Here is a 15,237-nt window from a genome sequence, read left to right as displayed (position 1 = left end):
TGGTCGAAGCATCGTCAGCGAATCGGCGGAAGATGCTTCGACGCCTCGCGCAAGGTGAGCGGCGAGACGAGCTCGCGCGACGCCGATAGAAAATCGCTCACCGCCATGGGCGCATGCTGCGCGTAATCCCGCAGTGCCCAACCAATCGCCTTGCGGATAAAGAAGTCTTTTTCCGCAGCCAGCGAACGCGCGTAGCCGAACAGGCGATCTTCGTCGGTATGCCCGCGCCAGCCGAGTTGATGAATCATCGCAATGCGGCGCACCCACATGGATTCGTGCAGAAGCGCCGCATCCATTGCGGCCTGAACTTGCGCTTGCGGCGTCTGGATTCGCGCCGCTTTCAGCACGTGACCGACCACGGCCGCGAGGGGGTCGATCGAATCCCACCATGAAGCGTTCTGAGCGATGGTCAGCAAATGCGCGATGTCAGTGACGGCAAGTGTTTTGCAGTTGCGCGCCAGCAGATCGGTCGCGACGTACTGGTATTCGCGCGCCGGCATCGTCCATAAGCGATTGGCACACGCCAGCAAGTGATCGGCGTTCTCCACCGGCAGCCGCTTGAAAACCGGCGTTACCGCTTGACGACGCAGCGGCGTCGGCACACCGATAAAATTGAACTGGTGACGCATATAGGCGCGCATGGCGAGCGCGCGCTCCGCGTCCGCATGGGGAGCAAGCGCCGCCTTGATTTCCTTGACGAATGCGTTGGGCGTCATTGAGGAAAGTGCTCGACGTGACCTTCACCGCACCGGCCGACGTCGTGCTCATGCTTCGCGTGCATGGTGATCTCCCGCAGGGTTGGACGTCCATTGGATGGAAGCGTCGAGTAGACGTGGATCGAATCGTAGTTTGCTGGGAAATGAGCGTCAAGGTCACGGAAAACACTGTTCAATAGTCCCGGACTTCTGCTCCCGCATTCCCTCACCTTTAGATTTAAAGTGCGCACACAGGTAGCGATATTCTCACCTCGCCGGCTCCCGAATCTTCTCACCTGTACGCTTTCAGCCCTGCTCCCAACCTCCGCCCAACACCTTGTACAAAGTCACGAGATTCGCTTGCCGCGACAGCGTATCCGTCGCGAGTTGCTGTTGCGCGGTGTAGAGCGTGCGCTGCGCATCGAGGAACGTGAGAAAGCTATCGGTGCCCGCCTTGTAACGCGCTTCGGCCAACGTGTAGTACTGCTGCGAGGACGCCACGTATTCGCGATCCGCCTGCACCTGATCGACATAAGTAGCGCGCGCCGTCAGCGCATTCGAAACCTCCTTGAACGCCGTCTGGATCGTGCTTTCATAGTCGGCGACCTCGATCTGCTTCTCGATCTTCGCGACATCGAGCGATGCCTTGTTGCTGCCGTAATCGAAGATCGGCATCGACACGCTCGGCGCAAATGCCCACGCTCCGGTGCCGGCCTTGAACAGGCTCGAGAGCGTCGAACTCGACGTGCCGGCCGTCGCGGTCAGCTCGATCTTCGGAAAAAACGCGGCGCGCGCGGCGCCGATGTTCGCATTCGCCGCTTTTAACGCGTGCTCCGCCTGCACGATGTCAGGACGACGGGTGAGCAGCAGCGACGGCACGCCCGCACCGATGTCGGCGAACATCGACTCGTCGTCGAATGAGCGGGCGGGCGGCAGGTCATCGGGAATCGGCGCGCCGAGCACAGCGACCAGGTTGTTGCGATCCTGCGCGACAGCGCGACGGTAAGACGCAAGACTCGCCTTCGCGCTCGCCAACGAGTTCTCGGCTTGTTGCACGTCGAGCAGAGAAGAATTGCCCAACTCCTGGACGCGCTTCGTCACGTCGTAGGTGGACTGATCCGCCTTGACTGTGTCTTCGGTCAACTGCAACAGGCGTTCATCGGACAGCAAGGTCAGATAGTCGGTCGCCACCGTCGCGATCAGACTGATCCGCGTGCTTTGCCGCGATGCATCCGTTGCGAGATAGTTTTCCAGCGCCTGACGCTTCAGGCTTCGCAGGCGTCCAAAGAAATCGATTTCCCACGACGTCGTGCCGACGTTGAGGTCGCTGGCACTGCTCGTCACGCCTTGGGTCCGCTCACGCGTCAGGCTGCCGCTCGCGCTGATCGACGGCGCGAGCGCGGCGCGCGTGATGCGGTATTGCGCCTCGTATTCGGCGACGTTCAACGCCGCCACGCGCAAGTCGCGGTTGTTCGCGAGCGCGATTTCGATCAATCGTCGCAGGCGTTCGTCGCGAAAGAAACTACGCCATGCAGTATCGACGGCAAGCGGCGATGTGGCGGCCGTAGCGCTCGCGCTGTTTGCAGTCGTGCTCGTGCTTTCGTAAGCATCGCCTTGCGGATACCCCACCGCCACCGGCGCTGCCGGCCGTTCATAGTGCGGATCGAGCGTGCAGCCCGCGAGCACGGCGAGCGCAAACGCCACTGCACCGGCACCGAGTTTGAATCTCATCATTCAACACCTTCCTGTTGCTTGGGATCGCCGTGTTCGCCGAACAGGCGTCGCACGACGACGAAGAACACCGGCACGAAGAAAATCGCGAGGAGCGTCGCGGCGATCATGCCGCCCATCACACCGGTGCCGATCGCATGACGGCTCGCCGAACCGGCGCCGCTGCTGATCACGAGCGGCAAGACGCCGAATATGAACGCGAGCGACGTCATCAGAATCGGCCGCAGCCGCAGCCTGGCGGCTTCGACGGTAGCCTCGATCAGTCCACGGCCCTGCGCTTGCAGATCCTTGGCGAATTCGACAATCAGGATCGCGTTCTTGGTGGACAGACCAATGGTCGCGAGCAGGCCGACCTTGAAATAAATGTCGTCGGAGAGCCCACGGATATGCGCGCCCAGCACCGCGCCGAGCACGCCGAGCGGCACCACCAGAATCACCGCGATCGGAATGGACCAGCTTTCGTACAGTCCGGCGAGACAGAGGAACACGACGATCAACGAGATCGCGTACAGATAGATCGCCTGAGAGCCGGCGATGCGCTCCTGGTACGATTGTCCAGTCCAGTCGATGCCGTAGCCCGCGGGCAGTTTCTTGACCAGCGCGTCGACGGCGTCCATGGCCTGGCCCGTGCTGGTATTCGCACCGGTTTGCGCGGTGATTTCCATCGCCAGCGTGCGGTTGAAGCGCTCGATCTGCGGCGGCCCAAAGGTCCATTTGCCGGTGGCGAAGGCGGAGAAGGGCACCATCTCGCCGTCGTAGCCGCTGGAGGTCGTGGTGCTCGTGCTGCTCGTTGTGGTGGCCGCACTTGTACTTGTGCTCGTCGAAGCGGTGCTCGACCGCACATACCATCGGCCGATGTCCGACGGCATCATCCGGTACGGCGCGTCGGCCTGCACGTAGACCTTTTGAATCCGCCCCGTATCGACATAGTTGTTCACATACGACGAGCCGAACGCGGTCTGCAACGTGTCGTTCACATCGGCAATGGAAAGTCCGAGCGCGCTCGCCTTCTCACGGTCGATGTCGACATGGAACTGCGGCGTGTCGTCGAGACCGCCGGGGCGCATGCCGGACAGCGCGCTGTCTTTGGCTGCGAGCGCGAGCAGTTGCTGGCGCGCGGCCATCAGCTTGTCGTGACCTTGGCCCGCGCGGTCTTCCAGTTCGAAGTCGAGGCCGCTCTGCGTGCCGAGTTCCTGAATGGCTGGCGGATTGAGCGCGAAAATCTGCGCGTCGCGCGTGGCCGCGAAGTGCATGTTGGCGTGCTGGATCAGCGCCGCCGCCGAGCTGTCTTTGCCGCGCCGGGTGCTCCAGTCCTTGAGCCGGACGAAGGTCAACGCGTTGTTCTGTCCGGAGCCGTTGAAGCTGAAACCCGTCAGCGCGATGATCTTGTCGACCTGCGGAAGCCCGAGATAATAAGCTTCGACCTTTTTCACGGTCTCCAGCGTCTGCGCGGCCGGCGTGCCGACCGGCGTGGAAATCGACGTGATGATGATCCCCTGATCCTCGTCCGGCAGGTACGACGACGGCAGTTTCATGAAGAGCAACGCCACGACGCCCGCGATCAAGACGTAGATCACCATGTAGCGGATCGGATTGCCGGTCACACGCGAGACCGCCGAGTCGTAGCGATCGGTGCCGCGCGCAAGCACGCGGTTGAACCAGCCGAACACGCCACGCTTCGCGTGATGCTCGACGTCCGCGCGCCGCAACAAGGTCGCGCACAACGCCGGCGTGAGTGTGAGCGCGAGGAACACCGAGAGAAGCATCGCCGCGACGATCGTGACGGAGAACTGCCGGTAAATCGCACCGGTCGAGCCCGAGAAGAAAGCCATCGGAATGAACACGGCGATCAAGACCGTCGTGATGCCGACCAGCGCGCCGGTGATCTGCTTCATCGCCTTGCGCGTGGCTTCGACGGGCGACAGTCCTTCTTCGGCGATCAACCGCTCGACGTTTTCGACGACCACGATGGCGTCGTCCACCAGCAGGCCGATCGCCAGCACGAGCCCGAACATCGACAGCACGTTGATCGAAAAGCCGACCGCCGACATCACCGCGAACGTGCCGAGCAAAGCAACCGGCACGACAATGGTCGGAATCAGTGTCGCGCGCAGGTTCTGCAAAAACACGTACATCACGACGAAAACCAGCATGACCGCTTCGACCAGTGTCTTCACCACTTCTTCGATCGAGATCTTCACGAACGGCGTGGTGTCGTACGGATAATCGACTACCACGTTGCGCGGCAACTGCCCGCTCATTTCGTCGAGCTTCGCGCGCACGGCCTTCGCCACGCTCATGGCATTCGCACCGCTCGCGAGCTTGACTGCGAGCGATGCGGCCGGCTTGCCGTTCAGGCGCGAGTCCGTACTGTAGTCGTCGCCGCCCACCTCGACGCGCGCGACGTCCTTGAGCATGACCTTCGAGCCGTCGCTATTCACACGCAACAGAATCGCGCCGAACTGCGCGGGTGTGGTGAGCAGGCTCGACGCGGAAATCGTCGCGTTGATAGCTTGCGTTTTCGTGGACGGCGAACCGCCAATCTGGCCCACCGAGAGTTGCACGTTCTGATTCGTGATCGCGGTGGTCACGTCGGCGGTGGTCAGTCCGACCGCCTGCAGCTTGACCGGGTCGAGCCAGATGCGCATGGCGTGTTGCGCGCCGAACAGCGTGACGTCGCCCACGCCGTCGATCTGCGTGAGCGGGTCCTCGATCTGCGTCGCGATGATATTGCCGAGATCGATGGAATTCATGCTGCCGTCCGTCGACGACAAGGACACGATCATCAGGAAAGCGTTGGCCGCTTTCGCGACCTGCACGCCTTGCTCCTGAACCGTCTCCGGCAGCGACGAACTGGCCTGCTCGACCTTGTTCTGCACCTGCACCTGAGCAATGTCCGCGTTGGTGCCCTGCTGAAATGTCAGCGTGATACGCGCTTGTCCCGACGAACTGCTGGTGGACGACATGTAGAGCAGATGGTCGATGCCGCTCAGCTTCTGCTCGATCACCTGCGTGACGGTAGTGGCGATCGTTTCCGCCGAGGCGCCGGGATAGGTGGCGGTGATCTGCACGGAGACCGGCGCCACGCTCGGATACTGTTCGACCGGAAGCGTCCCGATGGAAGCGCCGCCAATCATCATGATGACGATGGCGATGACCCACGCGAGAATCGGTCGGTTGATAAAAAATCCTGCCATGAGAATCTCGCTTTAACTATGTGCTGCCGACGTGTTGTCCGCGGTGGCGGGCGTACCCGATTTGCCCGATGTGCCGGGACTTTCGACAGGCTTGACGAGCGCACCGGCGCGCGCATTCTGCGAGCCCGCGACGATCACGCGATCGCCCGCCTTGAGGCCGCTCGTGACGAGCCAGTCGCTGCCTGATGCGGTGTCGGCGGTCACGGCGGTTTGCGCGACCTTGTTGTCGGCGCCGACGGTGAGCACGCTGGCCGAGCCGTCCGACGCACGCGAGACCGCGAGTTGCGGCACGGTGATTGCCTGCTGATTCACGCCTTCTTCGAGTCGCGCGCGCACGAACATGCCGGGCAGCAACACGCCGTCCGGATTGGGAAACACGCAGCGCAAGGTCACCGAACCGGTGGTGGCATCGACGGTGATATCGGAGAACAGCAGCTTGCCGGGTTGCGCATAAGTGCTGCCGTCTTCCATCACCAGATGAACGACGGCGCCGTCCGTTCCCGACTGCTGCAATTGCCCGCTCGCGAATTCCTTCTGCAAGCGCAGCCAGTCCGCGGAAGAGCGCGTGACGTCGAGATACATTTCCGTGGTTGCTTGCACGGTTGCGAGCGCGGTGGTCTGTTCGGCAGTCACGAGCGCGCCTTCGGTCACGCTCGATTTGCCGATGCGGCCCGCAATCGGCGCCACCACCTTCGTGTAGCCGAGGTTGATCGCCGCAGTCTTTAACGCAGCGCGATCGGCGACCACGTCGGCTTTTGCTTCGTCCAATGCGGCGACGGCGTCGTCGTAGTCCTGGCGACTCACGCCCTGGATTTTCGAGAGCTCGGCATAGCGCGCGGCCTTGGTCTGTGCGGCGCTGGCCGTCGCCACTGCTTTGGCCAGCGTGCCGACTGCCTGGTCATAAGTGGCTTGATAACTGGACGCGTCGATCTGATACAGCACGGCGCCGGCCGCGACTTGCGAGCCCTCGGTGAACAGGCGCTTTCTAACGATGCCTTCAACCTGCGGCCTGACTTCGGCGACGCGAATCGCCGAGAGCCGCCCGGACAATTCCGTGCTCAACACGACGGCATGCGGCGTGATCGTTTCTACGCTGACTTCGGGAACCGACTGCATCGGCCCGTGAGACGCCTGTTCGCCGCAACCCGATAACACGAACGTGGCAACGGCAACGGCCGCGGCAAGAAGCGTGAACGCCGGCGCGCGCCGCGACGGTTCGACCGCGATGGAGAGAGTGGGCATGCTGTGAGCGTCCTTCGACTGGATTCGACCAAGGGCCGCCCGGCATGCGCCGTTCGCTCGCGAAGAGCCCACGCAGCGCCGCGCCGGCGGCAAGATGGGGCCCAGCATAGAGAGCAGCGTCTTACGGTGGCTTAGAAAGGGATTACGACGTGTAACGCGGTGAGGAGTCATCGCGTGGAGGGGCGTGAAGGGACGCGATAGTTCGCGCAGGCCACTCGAACTGGCGCCGCTACCGTAATAAACTGTAAGCACGGTTAAGAACCCGAAACCGCCGGCGCCGCGCGATTCGATATATTTCGACGAGCGACAGGCGCGCGCAAACGCCGTCAGTCAAATGTCCTCATCGATCAGGGCCCAGCCATGTCAGACACGCCCATCCAGGTTTTACTGGTCGACGACGACGCCGACCTCCGCGACCTGCTCCGAACCTTCTTCCAGCAACGCGGCATCGAGATGTCCGTGCTGCACGACGCCAATCATCTGGCTCGCCGGCTCGAACGCGAACGGCCGTCCATCATCGTGCTCGATCTGATGATGCCGGGCATCGACGGACTCAGCGCTCTCAAGCAATTGCGCGCCAACGGCGACACGATTCCCGTGATCATGCTGACCGCGCGAGCCGACGACGTGGATCGCGTGATCGGTCTCGAACTCGGCGCCGACGACTATCTCGGCAAACCGTTCATGCCGCAGGAATTGCTCGCACGCATTCATGCCGTGCTGCGCCGGCATGCGCAACCGGCGCCTGCCGCGACGACGCCGGTCGAGAAGCGCGAGGCGCTGCGCTTCGGCCGCTTCCGGCTCGATTTCGCGAGCCGTACGCTGTTTCGCGACGACGAGCCGCTCAAGCTGACCGGCAGTGAATATGCGTTGCTTGAAGTGCTCGCCCTGCATCCCATGGAAACACTGTCGCGCTCGAAGCTCGTCGATCTGCTGCACGGCCCGTATTCGGAAGTGACCGAACGCGGTATCGACGTGCCGGTGTGGCGCCTGCGCCGTCTGCTCGAAGAGGATCCGGCCAATCCGCGCCTGATTCAGACCATACGCGGCACCGGCTACATGTTCGTGCCTGGCGGCAGTGACGATGACCAATCCCTTTAACACACTGTTTGGCCGGCTCTCCTTGATGACGGTGAGCCTGATCGTGCTGGTGCACATCACCGCCCTGCTGCTCGTGGACCGTGAGCGCGGGCAGATCGATACGAGTCATGCGCGGCAGGCGCTGCTTCTGGCTGTCCAGGCCGAACACGACGGCGCACTGGCCGCGTCGCACGTTTCGGCGATACTCGGCGTGTCGTATGTCAAGGCGGGCGACGCAATCGCGGCGGGCTGTCCCGCGCCATGCGAGAACACGTCGGGTCCATTCGAACGGGACCTGCGCGCGAAGTTGCCGCCGGGCAGCCAGGTAGTGGCCAACGCCGATGACGGCACGGTGTGGGTGCACTACGCGGGCTACTCGGACTGGCTCAAACTGCAGAATTCGATGCTGCCGCCACGGCGCTTTCTCGGCGCATCGGCAACCATGCTGGTGCTTGCCGTGATCATGGCGTTGGTTGGCGCCTGGCATTTGCAGCGGCCATTGCATCGGCTTGCGCTTGCGGCGCGTGAATTCCGCATCGGCCATCGCGCGCCGGTCGTCGAGGCGAGCGGTCCGCGCGAGTTGAAGGAATTGATCGGCGACTTCAATCAGATGGTGCATGAGCTTGCGCAGGCCGACCAGGAACGCGCGGTGATGCTGGCCGGCGTGGCGCACGATCTGCGCGCGCCGATCACGCGCATGCAGGTGCGCGCGGATCTTCTGCCCGACGAAGCGAACCGTCGCGGCTTTTTGCGCGACGCGGAGTCGTTGTCGCGCATCGTCACGCAGTTTCTGGATTTTGCGCGCGAGACCGCGGATACGTCGCCGCGCACTAACGTCGACGCGCATTGCCGCCGGCATTACGGCGACAGTCTCGCCGACGATGCACTCGTGCGTCTGAATCTGCACGCCGGCGACGGCTTCGAGTTGCCGCTCGTCGACCTGGACCGGATTCTGACGAACCTGATCGAGAACGCACTCACCTATGGTGAACCGCCGGTGGAAATCTCGACGTCACGGCATAACGGCCGCTTTACGCTAGAGGTGCGCGATCACGGCGGCGGCATTCCCGGCGGTCAGCTCGACCGCGCGCTGCAACCCTTCGTGCGACTCGACGAAGCACGCAGCGGCGATGCGCATTGTGGCTTGGGCCTCGCGATCGTTCGGCGTCTGGTGCGCTATAACAGCGGCGCTTTTCATGCGGATAATGCGGCCGACGGCGGGTTCGTGGTGTCGATGACGTTTCCGGCGTAGTTGCTCTCGTCATTGTGCAGATGAGCTGTTCGCACGGTTGCCGCGCGTGAACTCACGCACGGCGTGTATCGGTCAGGATTGAACGACGTTGCCGGGAACGACGATCGCACCGTGAGGCCCATCGCCCCCACCGGGGCCACCGCCGCCGGGACCACCGTGACCCGGACCGCCGCCGCCCCAACCCGGAGGCGGTCCCCACCAGCATCCGCTCAAGGTTGCGCTCAAGGCGGCTAGCGTCGCAATTGCCAATAACTTCTTCATGCTTTCTCCCTTCGATAAGTCTATGGTCACGTCACGTCGTCGTCCGTATCTGGAGTGGCGACGTCGCGTGTCATGCGCAACTTATCAACCGGCGAAAGATCATGTTTTACGAAGCCGTTACAAGCTCGGTGGTGAAAGGCGCTTGCTGCGAAACTCGTGAGCGCGTGTGTGGCCCGATGGCGCAGGCGACGTGACTTTTTGCAGCGTCGCGCGGGCGAGCTGATGCGTTCACGCTTTGTTTGTATATGGAAGAGGATGTAAGCAGATGGGCGGCATCGGCACTGCGTCGATGCGCTTCGAGGTGAGGTGCTTGGGCGCTTGATGCTTCACCGTCGGCGCTATGAAATGAACTCCCTGGAAATCCTCACCTTATCGTCGGTGCGAATTCGACGCGGCGATGACTCACCTCCTGGAATCGCTCACCTTTGCCGGGTTGTCTCCTGGAACGGCTCACCTAGACGTCTTTTGTTTCTGACTAAGGTGCGGCTCCCGCTCCTGGGACTGCTCACCTCTCAGAAAATTTGAGCTGTCTGCCTCCTGGAAAGCTTCACCGTTGAACATGATGAAGTGATCTCCTGGAATTCCTCACCTTTGATCGTGGTGGTGCCGTCTCCTGGAATTCCTCACCATTCACCGGTGCGGCGCTATCTCCTGGAATTCCTCACCTTCCTGGAACGGCTCACCTCAACGAGCGACTCTATCGGCAAGCCAGACGACTGCTTTTATTGCGGCGTCGAGTGCTTCTTCCTTCGAAGCAAACACGGCACCCGAATAGTATTGGACCGGCGTCCAGGCTCCGCCGTCTTCAACATCGCGGCGAAACTCTTCAAATCCGTAGGTGCTGTCTGAACGCAGGAACAGATCCACGCACCGGTTGTGCTCATCGTTTTCGATGCTGTCGAACACCAGCGAAGACTTGTCGATACGTGATGACATTTCGAATCTCCACTCGCAGGCCGGATTCACACTTTGTCGTTGTCACGACTTAACCGTCGGGATGCTATCACCGCAGGCGACTCCCTGTTTTCGGTTACCCGCCGACCATTATTAATCGGCTTTTTAAGTGCCGGGATGCCCGGAATCCCGCCGTGGGCAGCGCTGCGTCCCATTGTTCGGTTTGTAGCAACTGTGATTTCAACCTATCGGCATAGAAAAAAGATAGGCGCCGACTAAACTGCATCTTGTCAGCAGCGCGCGTCTCATCCGGTTCGCGGTGCTCCTAAAAAATCGCATTGGAGGTTCATCATGAAAAGCAAACTTCTCGCAGCCTTGCTCGTCGCAGCCACCACCGCTTTCGCTGCTCCTGCATTTGCTAGCGGCTACGGTCCAGCACCTTCGTATCGTCCGTCGGTCGGCGCCCCCGCTTCGCAGCGCGGCCAAAGCGCGCAAACCGTCGCAGCAGAACGCAACGACGCAGTCGGTTCGGTCAATAGTTCGTACGGTGGCGTCGTAACGTCGTCCTCGGAATCCGGCAGCCGTCAACCGGACCAGTCGTTTGGTCGTGTGTACGCAGGTCACTAATCTGAAAAGTCGTGTGCGTACCAGGGCTGTGGCGAGGTGTCGAAATGTTGAAGATTATCGAAGGTGCAGCGGTTCTGGGTGCGCTGATGTTGTATCTGGTACCCGCAATGATTGCGGACGCCAGAGAACGGAAAGACGCCTTTGCGGTGACCATGGTGAACATCCTGCTCGGATGGACGGTGATCGGTTGGTTCGCGGCGCTGATCTGGGCGAGGCATCCAGTGAGCGATCGCCGTCTGAAGCACTTCGCGATGCGGGCGCAACGCGCGGTCGCGCGAATCACCATCGATACAATCGTCGCTCGCGCTGAATGCCGTGGTAGTTCGATCCCTGCGTTCAATCCGCGTGTAGTGCCGATGGTTGCGCGCATTGCGGCGCGCAGTAGTCGGCGGAAAATTTAGCTCGGGCTGCTGGTCGCGTGGCGTCTTCAGATGACCGCAAGCTATCGCGGTATCGATAGTTCGGTTAGAACTTCACCTTCAACTGAAAGCCGATCGTGAACGGAAGGTCATCTGACGGAATCGGCGGAATCACAATGAAGTTCGCGCCCACGCGCTTGTATTCGACCATAACGATAGGCGCGACCACCGGCCCGATCGTATGGTCGCGGCCCAGGCCCCAGTTGCCATAGTTATAGCCCGAGATAATCCCGCCGATGGCCGCGATCCGCACAATGCCCCAGTGCGCGAATTCCGGCGCCCATACCCCGCCACCGTAATACGAAGGCCGACGCAACGAGTTGCGAAAGCCGCCGGCAGTCAACGCCCATTGGTTATTGAGCCAGCATTCGACGCCGAGGCCCGGGTTGAACTGCTCGAAGTGCGTGTTCGGGTCGGGGTTGATGTGATACGAACCGAGCATGGCGTCGACCCATATGCCGCCCTCGCACCAGTCGCCGGCATGCGCGGCGGTGGCAGTTGCGAAGCTGGCAATGAGCGCTACTGCGGTACGTCGAATGTTCTTGTTGATCTGCCGAAAATGCATGTCCTCTCCGCCACCGGTCGAGCGCCGGCGTCATCTATGTTCTGGGTATGCCTGCTTGCCGTCCGTCGCGCACTGTACCTCAAGCCGCACACGCGATGTTGAGGACACGCTCGGGCGCGCGGGCACAAGACGTGCCCGGTAGCGCAGACACAACAGTAACGGAGAACCGATCGCAGAGCGGTGAACGCGCCTCACGCGTTCACCCGCGGCAGGTCAAAGACCGAGATCGGACAGGCTCGGATGGTCGTCAGGGCGGCGGCCGAGCGGCCAGTGATAAAGACGGTCGGCTTCGCGAATCGGCATATCGTTGATGCTCGCGTGACGGCGCGCCATCAGTCCGTGCTCGTCGAATTCCCAGTTCTCGTTGCCGTACGAGCGGAACCAGTTCTTCGAATCATCGTGCCATTCATAGGCAAAACGCACGGCGATGCGGTTATCGGTGAACGCCCACAGTTCCTTGATCAAACGGTAATCGAGTTCTCTCGCCCATTTACGGCTCAGCAAGCCGACAATCTCCGCGCGACCATTCGTGAATTCGGCGCGATTGCGCCAGACGCTATCCACGGTGTAGGCGAGCGACACGCGCTCGGGGTCGCGGGTATTCCAGCCGTCTTCGGCGGCACGCACTTTCTGGATCGCGGTTTCGCGTGTGAAGGGCGGCAGCGGCGGGCGGGTTTCGATTGTGTCGGCCATGATAATTCCTCAGTCAGGTTGCGGTTCGCCGGGATGGCGGTCGTTTGCTTGGCGGTATGCCTGGCTCGCACGCACACTGCGCGTCGAGCAGGACTTGGGCTACAGCTTGCGCGTCTAGTGCGGCGTCGGGCTCGCCGCTCACCAGCGCCACGGCAATGGCGCCATCGAGCAGGATCAGCCATTGACGCGACAGGCGCGCCGCGCGGCGGGTGTCGAGTTCCGACTCCGCCGCGAATGCATCGCATTCGGTTCGCACGAACGCCAGCAGGCGTTCCTTGTGATGGCGCGCGACGATCCGGATCGGGTCGTCCGCGGAGGCAATTTCACCGGATGCATTCAGAAACGCGCAACCGTGAAAATCCTCCGATGCAAACCATTCGCGCAGCACTTCGAACATGCCGAGCAGGCGTTTTCGCGCCGTCTTGCCATGCCGTTGCGTGCCGGCGATAAACCAGTTCATCCAGCGCTCATCGCGCCTGTCGAGCGCGGCCGCAACGAGCGCGTCTTTCGATTCGAAATGCGTGTAAAAGCTTTTGCGCGCTGTGCCGGACTGCTTGACGATCGCGTCCACGCCCGTTGCGTGAATGCCGCCGGCGTAGATCAGCGCCTCAGCCGCGTCCAGCAGCCGCTCGCGCGCGCTGCCGGGTGTGATCGATTCAGTGTGAGTTTCGGTAGCCATGAACGAAGAGTAGAACGATCATTCTCCCTCGTCAAGTCTTTTGCGTTTTTGCAGCGGGAAGGTGCGACCTGCTATCTTGTGCACGATCGGTCAACGGGAACGAACTTCATGAGCACACTGACTCTCCGCGCCACGATCGCGCGCGCCTTGCTCAGCGCAACGCTACTGACGGCGATGGCCTGCACGCCTGTGCAAGTGCTTACGCATACGGTCAGCCAGAACGAGACGCGCGTGCCGCCCGGCCGCTACGAAATCGATCCGGATCACTGCAGCATTACCTTCGACATCGATCACTTCAAGTATTCACGCTTCACGGCGCGCTTCGATCGCAAGAAGGGAGAACTCGACTGGAACGAAGGCGGTCTCGACAAGAGCACGGCATCGGTGACAATCGACGCGGCGAGCATCGATACGAATGTGCCGTTGCTGGACAAGATGGTGAAGAGCGCAAACATGCTCGACGTGGAGCGCTATCCGGAGATTCGCTTCGTCAGCACGCGTTTTGAGCGCACGGGCGAATCGCGCGGCACGTTGACTGGCGATCTGACGATTCGCGGCGTCACGCAACCGGTCACGCTCGACGTCACCTTCAACGGTTTTGCCCCCGATCCGCTCACGAAAAAAGACACGCTCGGCTTTTCCGCCGAGGGTCATTTCAGCCGTGCGAAGTTCGGTTTGGCAACGTGGTATCCGGCCGTCGGCGATGATATTCATGTGCGTATTCAGGCCGAGTTCGTCAAAACGCCCGCAGGCGGGTGAGCGCGGTGCGGGCGTTTTGAACCAGGCGTTTTGTGCTGTGCGTGCGCCGCTACGATAGCGCGCTTCAGCCACGTTCAGCACGTTCGGTACGTGCTAACTCACGCGGCCGTCCAGTCGAGAATGACCTTGCCGCTCTCGCCGGAGAGCATCGTGGCGAACGCTTCCTGATAATCGTCGACCTTGAAATGGTGCGTGAGGATCGGCGAGAGATCCAGGCCGCTTTGCAGCATCGCAACCATCTTGTACCAGGTCTCGAACATCTCGCGCCCATAAATGCCCTTGATTTCGAGGCCTTTAAAAATCACCTGCGTCCAGTCGATCGCAGTCTGCGCGGGCGGAATACCGAGCAGCGCAATCTTGCCGCCGTGGTTCATTGCTTCGAGCATGCTGGTGAACGCGCTCGGCACACCTGACATTTCCAGCCCGACGTCGAAACCTTCGGTCATGTGCAGATCCGCCATCACGTCGCGCAACGATTCGCGCGAGACATTGACCGCGCGCGTCGCGCCCATCTTGCGCGCGAGTTCGAGGCGATAGTCGTTGACGTCGGTGATCACGACGTTGCGCGCGCCCACGTGTTTCGCGATCGCCACCGCCATGATGCCGATGGGTCCGGCGCCGGTAATCAGCACGTCTTCGCCGACCAGATTGAACGACAGCGCAGTGTGCGTGGCGTTGCCGAACGGATCGAAAATCGCGGCGAGGTCGTCGGAAATCTCCGGCGGAATCTTGAAGGCGTTGAAGGCCGGAATCACCAGATACTCGGCAAACGCACCTTCGCGATTTACGCCGACGCCCACCGTATTGCGGCACAAATGCCGGCGCCCCGCGCGACAATTGCGGCAGAAACCGCAGGTGATATGTCCTTCGCCCGACACGCGATCGCCAATCGCAAAGCCACGCACTTCCTGGCCCATTTCGACGATTTCACCTACGTATTCGTGACCGACATGCATCGGCACGGGAATCGTTTTTTGCGCCCAGTCGTCCCACTTCCAGATGTGAATATCGGTGCCGCAAATCGCCGTGCGCGTGATGCGGATCATCACGTCGTTGTGACCGACTTCGGGTTTCTTGACGTCCGTGAGCGTGAGGCCGGGAGCGCGTTCGAGTTTTGCCAATGCTTTCATGTGCGCCTCCGTT

Annotated in this window: 14 protein-coding genes; 5 read left to right on the top strand and 9 right to left on the bottom strand. The window is 61.6% G+C overall.

Annotated elements, in window-relative coordinates; genetic code table 11:
* Positions 1 to 14 precede the first annotated feature (14 nt).
* The 4 genes from B0G82_RS26420 to B0G82_RS26405 form a co-directional block, all read right to left on the bottom strand.
* Complete coding sequence (locus B0G82_RS26420) at positions 15 to 716, bottom strand: DNA alkylation repair protein (protein WP_121309563.1); 702 nt, start codon at positions 714 to 716, stop codon at positions 15 to 17.
* Between the two features lie 285 nt (positions 717 to 1,001).
* A complete protein-coding gene (locus B0G82_RS26415; RefSeq protein ID WP_121309562.1) occupies positions 1,002 to 2,429 on the bottom strand; it encodes an efflux transporter outer membrane subunit in 1,428 nt (475 codons plus the stop codon).
* On the bottom strand, positions 2,426 to 5,623 hold the full coding sequence (locus B0G82_RS26410; RefSeq protein WP_121309561.1) for an efflux RND transporter permease subunit: 3,198 nt from the start codon (positions 5,621 to 5,623) through the stop codon (positions 2,426 to 2,428). The genes B0G82_RS26415 and B0G82_RS26410 overlap by 4 nt, the downstream gene beginning before the upstream one ends.
* A 12-nt stretch (positions 5,624 to 5,635) precedes the next feature.
* A complete protein-coding gene (locus tag B0G82_RS26405) occupies positions 5,636 to 6,865 on the bottom strand; it encodes an efflux RND transporter periplasmic adaptor subunit (protein ID WP_121309560.1) in 1,230 nt (409 codons plus the stop codon).
* Between the two features lie 360 nt (positions 6,866 to 7,225).
* Here B0G82_RS26405 and B0G82_RS26400 point away from each other — a divergent pair, with 360 nt between their 5' ends.
* Together B0G82_RS26400 and B0G82_RS26395 are read left to right on the top strand one after the other, a co-directional pair.
* Positions 7,226 to 7,966 (top strand): response regulator, encoded by a 741-nt coding sequence (locus B0G82_RS26400; protein ID WP_121309559.1) that lies wholly within the window; start codon positions 7,226 to 7,228, stop codon positions 7,964 to 7,966.
* Positions 7,950 to 9,197, top strand: a complete 1,248-nt coding sequence (locus B0G82_RS26395) for an ATP-binding protein (protein WP_116146643.1) — start codon at positions 7,950 to 7,952, stop codon at positions 9,195 to 9,197. Before B0G82_RS26400 ends, B0G82_RS26395 begins: the two co-directional genes overlap by 17 nt.
* Before the next feature lie 945 nt (positions 9,198 to 10,142).
* On the opposite strand, the gene B0G82_RS26385 is transcribed toward B0G82_RS26395, so the two are convergent.
* Complete coding sequence (locus tag B0G82_RS26385) at positions 10,143 to 10,394, bottom strand: hypothetical protein (protein ID WP_106281532.1); 252 nt, start codon at positions 10,392 to 10,394, stop codon at positions 10,143 to 10,145.
* 309 nt (positions 10,395 to 10,703) lie between these two features.
* On the opposite strand from B0G82_RS26385, the gene B0G82_RS26380 reads away from it, so the two are divergent.
* Both B0G82_RS26380 and B0G82_RS26375 read left to right on the top strand, forming a co-directional pair.
* The gene (locus B0G82_RS26380) at positions 10,704 to 10,979 is read left to right on the top strand and encodes a hypothetical protein (RefSeq protein ID WP_106281530.1); all 276 of its coding nucleotides are present in this window, start codon (positions 10,704 to 10,706) and stop codon (positions 10,977 to 10,979) included.
* Between the two features lie 44 nt (positions 10,980 to 11,023).
* Positions 11,024 to 11,380, top strand: coding sequence for a superinfection immunity protein (locus B0G82_RS26375; RefSeq protein ID WP_121309558.1), 357 nt, complete (start codon positions 11,024 to 11,026; stop codon positions 11,378 to 11,380).
* Positions 11,381 to 11,444: 64 nt separating this feature from the next.
* Here B0G82_RS26375 and B0G82_RS26370 read toward each other — a convergent pair whose 3' ends face one another.
* From B0G82_RS26370 to B0G82_RS26360, 3 genes are all read right to left on the bottom strand, one after another.
* Positions 11,445 to 11,963: a hypothetical protein gene (locus tag B0G82_RS26370; RefSeq protein ID WP_121309557.1), complete on the bottom strand. Its 519-nt coding sequence runs from the start codon at positions 11,961 to 11,963 to the stop codon at positions 11,445 to 11,447.
* A 213-nt stretch (positions 11,964 to 12,176) separates the two neighbouring features.
* Positions 12,177 to 12,656: a nuclear transport factor 2 family protein gene (locus B0G82_RS26365; protein WP_121309556.1), complete on the bottom strand. Its 480-nt coding sequence runs from the start codon at positions 12,654 to 12,656 to the stop codon at positions 12,177 to 12,179.
* 13 nt (positions 12,657 to 12,669) lie between these two features.
* Positions 12,670 to 13,335 carry a TetR/AcrR family transcriptional regulator gene (locus B0G82_RS26360; RefSeq protein WP_121309555.1) on the bottom strand — a complete coding sequence of 222 codons (666 nt, stop codon included), beginning with the start codon at positions 13,333 to 13,335 and terminating at the stop codon, positions 12,670 to 12,672.
* Positions 13,336 to 13,443: 108 nt separating this feature from the next.
* Between B0G82_RS26360 and B0G82_RS26355 the strand changes: the two genes are divergently transcribed.
* Positions 13,444 to 14,094, top strand: a complete 651-nt coding sequence (locus tag B0G82_RS26355; protein ID WP_116146630.1) for a YceI family protein — start codon at positions 13,444 to 13,446, stop codon at positions 14,092 to 14,094.
* Positions 14,095 to 14,192: 98 nt separating this feature from the next.
* Here the strand turns inward: B0G82_RS26355 and tdh are convergent, their stop codons facing one another.
* Positions 14,193 to 15,224: an L-threonine 3-dehydrogenase gene (tdh, locus tag B0G82_RS26350; RefSeq protein ID WP_012428787.1), complete on the bottom strand. Its 1,032-nt coding sequence runs from the start codon at positions 15,222 to 15,224 to the stop codon at positions 14,193 to 14,195.
* Between the last annotated feature and the right edge of the window lie 13 nt (positions 15,225 to 15,237).

This window comes from Paraburkholderia sp. BL17N1 (genome assembly GCF_003634175.1).
Lineage (GTDB): Bacteria > Pseudomonadota > Gammaproteobacteria > Burkholderiales > Burkholderiaceae > Paraburkholderia.
The sequence above is the reverse complement of the archived record's forward strand: the minus strand, read 5'-3'. Positions and strand labels throughout refer to the sequence as shown.

What these genes read in the sequence shown, in the direction of transcription:
- B0G82_RS26420 (WP_121309563.1), bottom strand. Translation starts at nt 716, where the DNA reads ATGACGCCCAACGCATTCGTCAAGGAAATCAAGGCGGCGCTTGCTCCC.
- B0G82_RS26415 (WP_121309562.1), bottom strand. Translation starts at nt 2,429, where the DNA reads ATGATGAGATTCAAACTCGGTGCCGGTGCAGTGGCGTTTGCGCTCGCC.
- B0G82_RS26410 (WP_121309561.1), bottom strand. Translation starts at nt 5,623, where the DNA reads ATGGCAGGATTTTTTATCAACCGACCGATTCTCGCGTGGGTCATCGCC.
- B0G82_RS26405 (WP_121309560.1), bottom strand. Translation starts at nt 6,865, where the DNA reads ATGCCCACTCTCTCCATCGCGGTCGAACCGTCGCGGCGCGCGCCGGCG.
- B0G82_RS26400 (WP_121309559.1), top strand. Translation starts at nt 7,226, where the DNA reads ATGTCAGACACGCCCATCCAGGTTTTACTGGTCGACGACGACGCCGAC.
- B0G82_RS26395 (WP_116146643.1), top strand. Translation starts at nt 7,950, where the DNA reads ATGACCAATCCCTTTAACACACTGTTTGGCCGGCTCTCCTTGATGACG.
- B0G82_RS26385 (WP_106281532.1), bottom strand. Translation starts at nt 10,394, where the DNA reads ATGTCATCACGTATCGACAAGTCTTCGCTGGTGTTCGACAGCATCGAA.
- B0G82_RS26380 (WP_106281530.1), top strand. Translation starts at nt 10,704, where the DNA reads ATGAAAAGCAAACTTCTCGCAGCCTTGCTCGTCGCAGCCACCACCGCT.
- B0G82_RS26375 (WP_121309558.1), top strand. Translation starts at nt 11,024, where the DNA reads ATGTTGAAGATTATCGAAGGTGCAGCGGTTCTGGGTGCGCTGATGTTG.
- B0G82_RS26370 (WP_121309557.1), bottom strand. Translation starts at nt 11,963, where the DNA reads ATGCATTTTCGGCAGATCAACAAGAACATTCGACGTACCGCAGTAGCG.
- B0G82_RS26365 (WP_121309556.1), bottom strand. Translation starts at nt 12,656, where the DNA reads ATGGCCGACACAATCGAAACCCGCCCGCCGCTGCCGCCCTTCACACGC.
- B0G82_RS26360 (WP_121309555.1), bottom strand. Translation starts at nt 13,335, where the DNA reads ATGGCTACCGAAACTCACACTGAATCGATCACACCCGGCAGCGCGCGC.
- B0G82_RS26355 (WP_116146630.1), top strand. Translation starts at nt 13,444, where the DNA reads ATGAGCACACTGACTCTCCGCGCCACGATCGCGCGCGCCTTGCTCAGC.
- tdh (WP_012428787.1), bottom strand. Translation starts at nt 15,224, where the DNA reads ATGAAAGCATTGGCAAAACTCGAACGCGCTCCCGGCCTCACGCTCACG.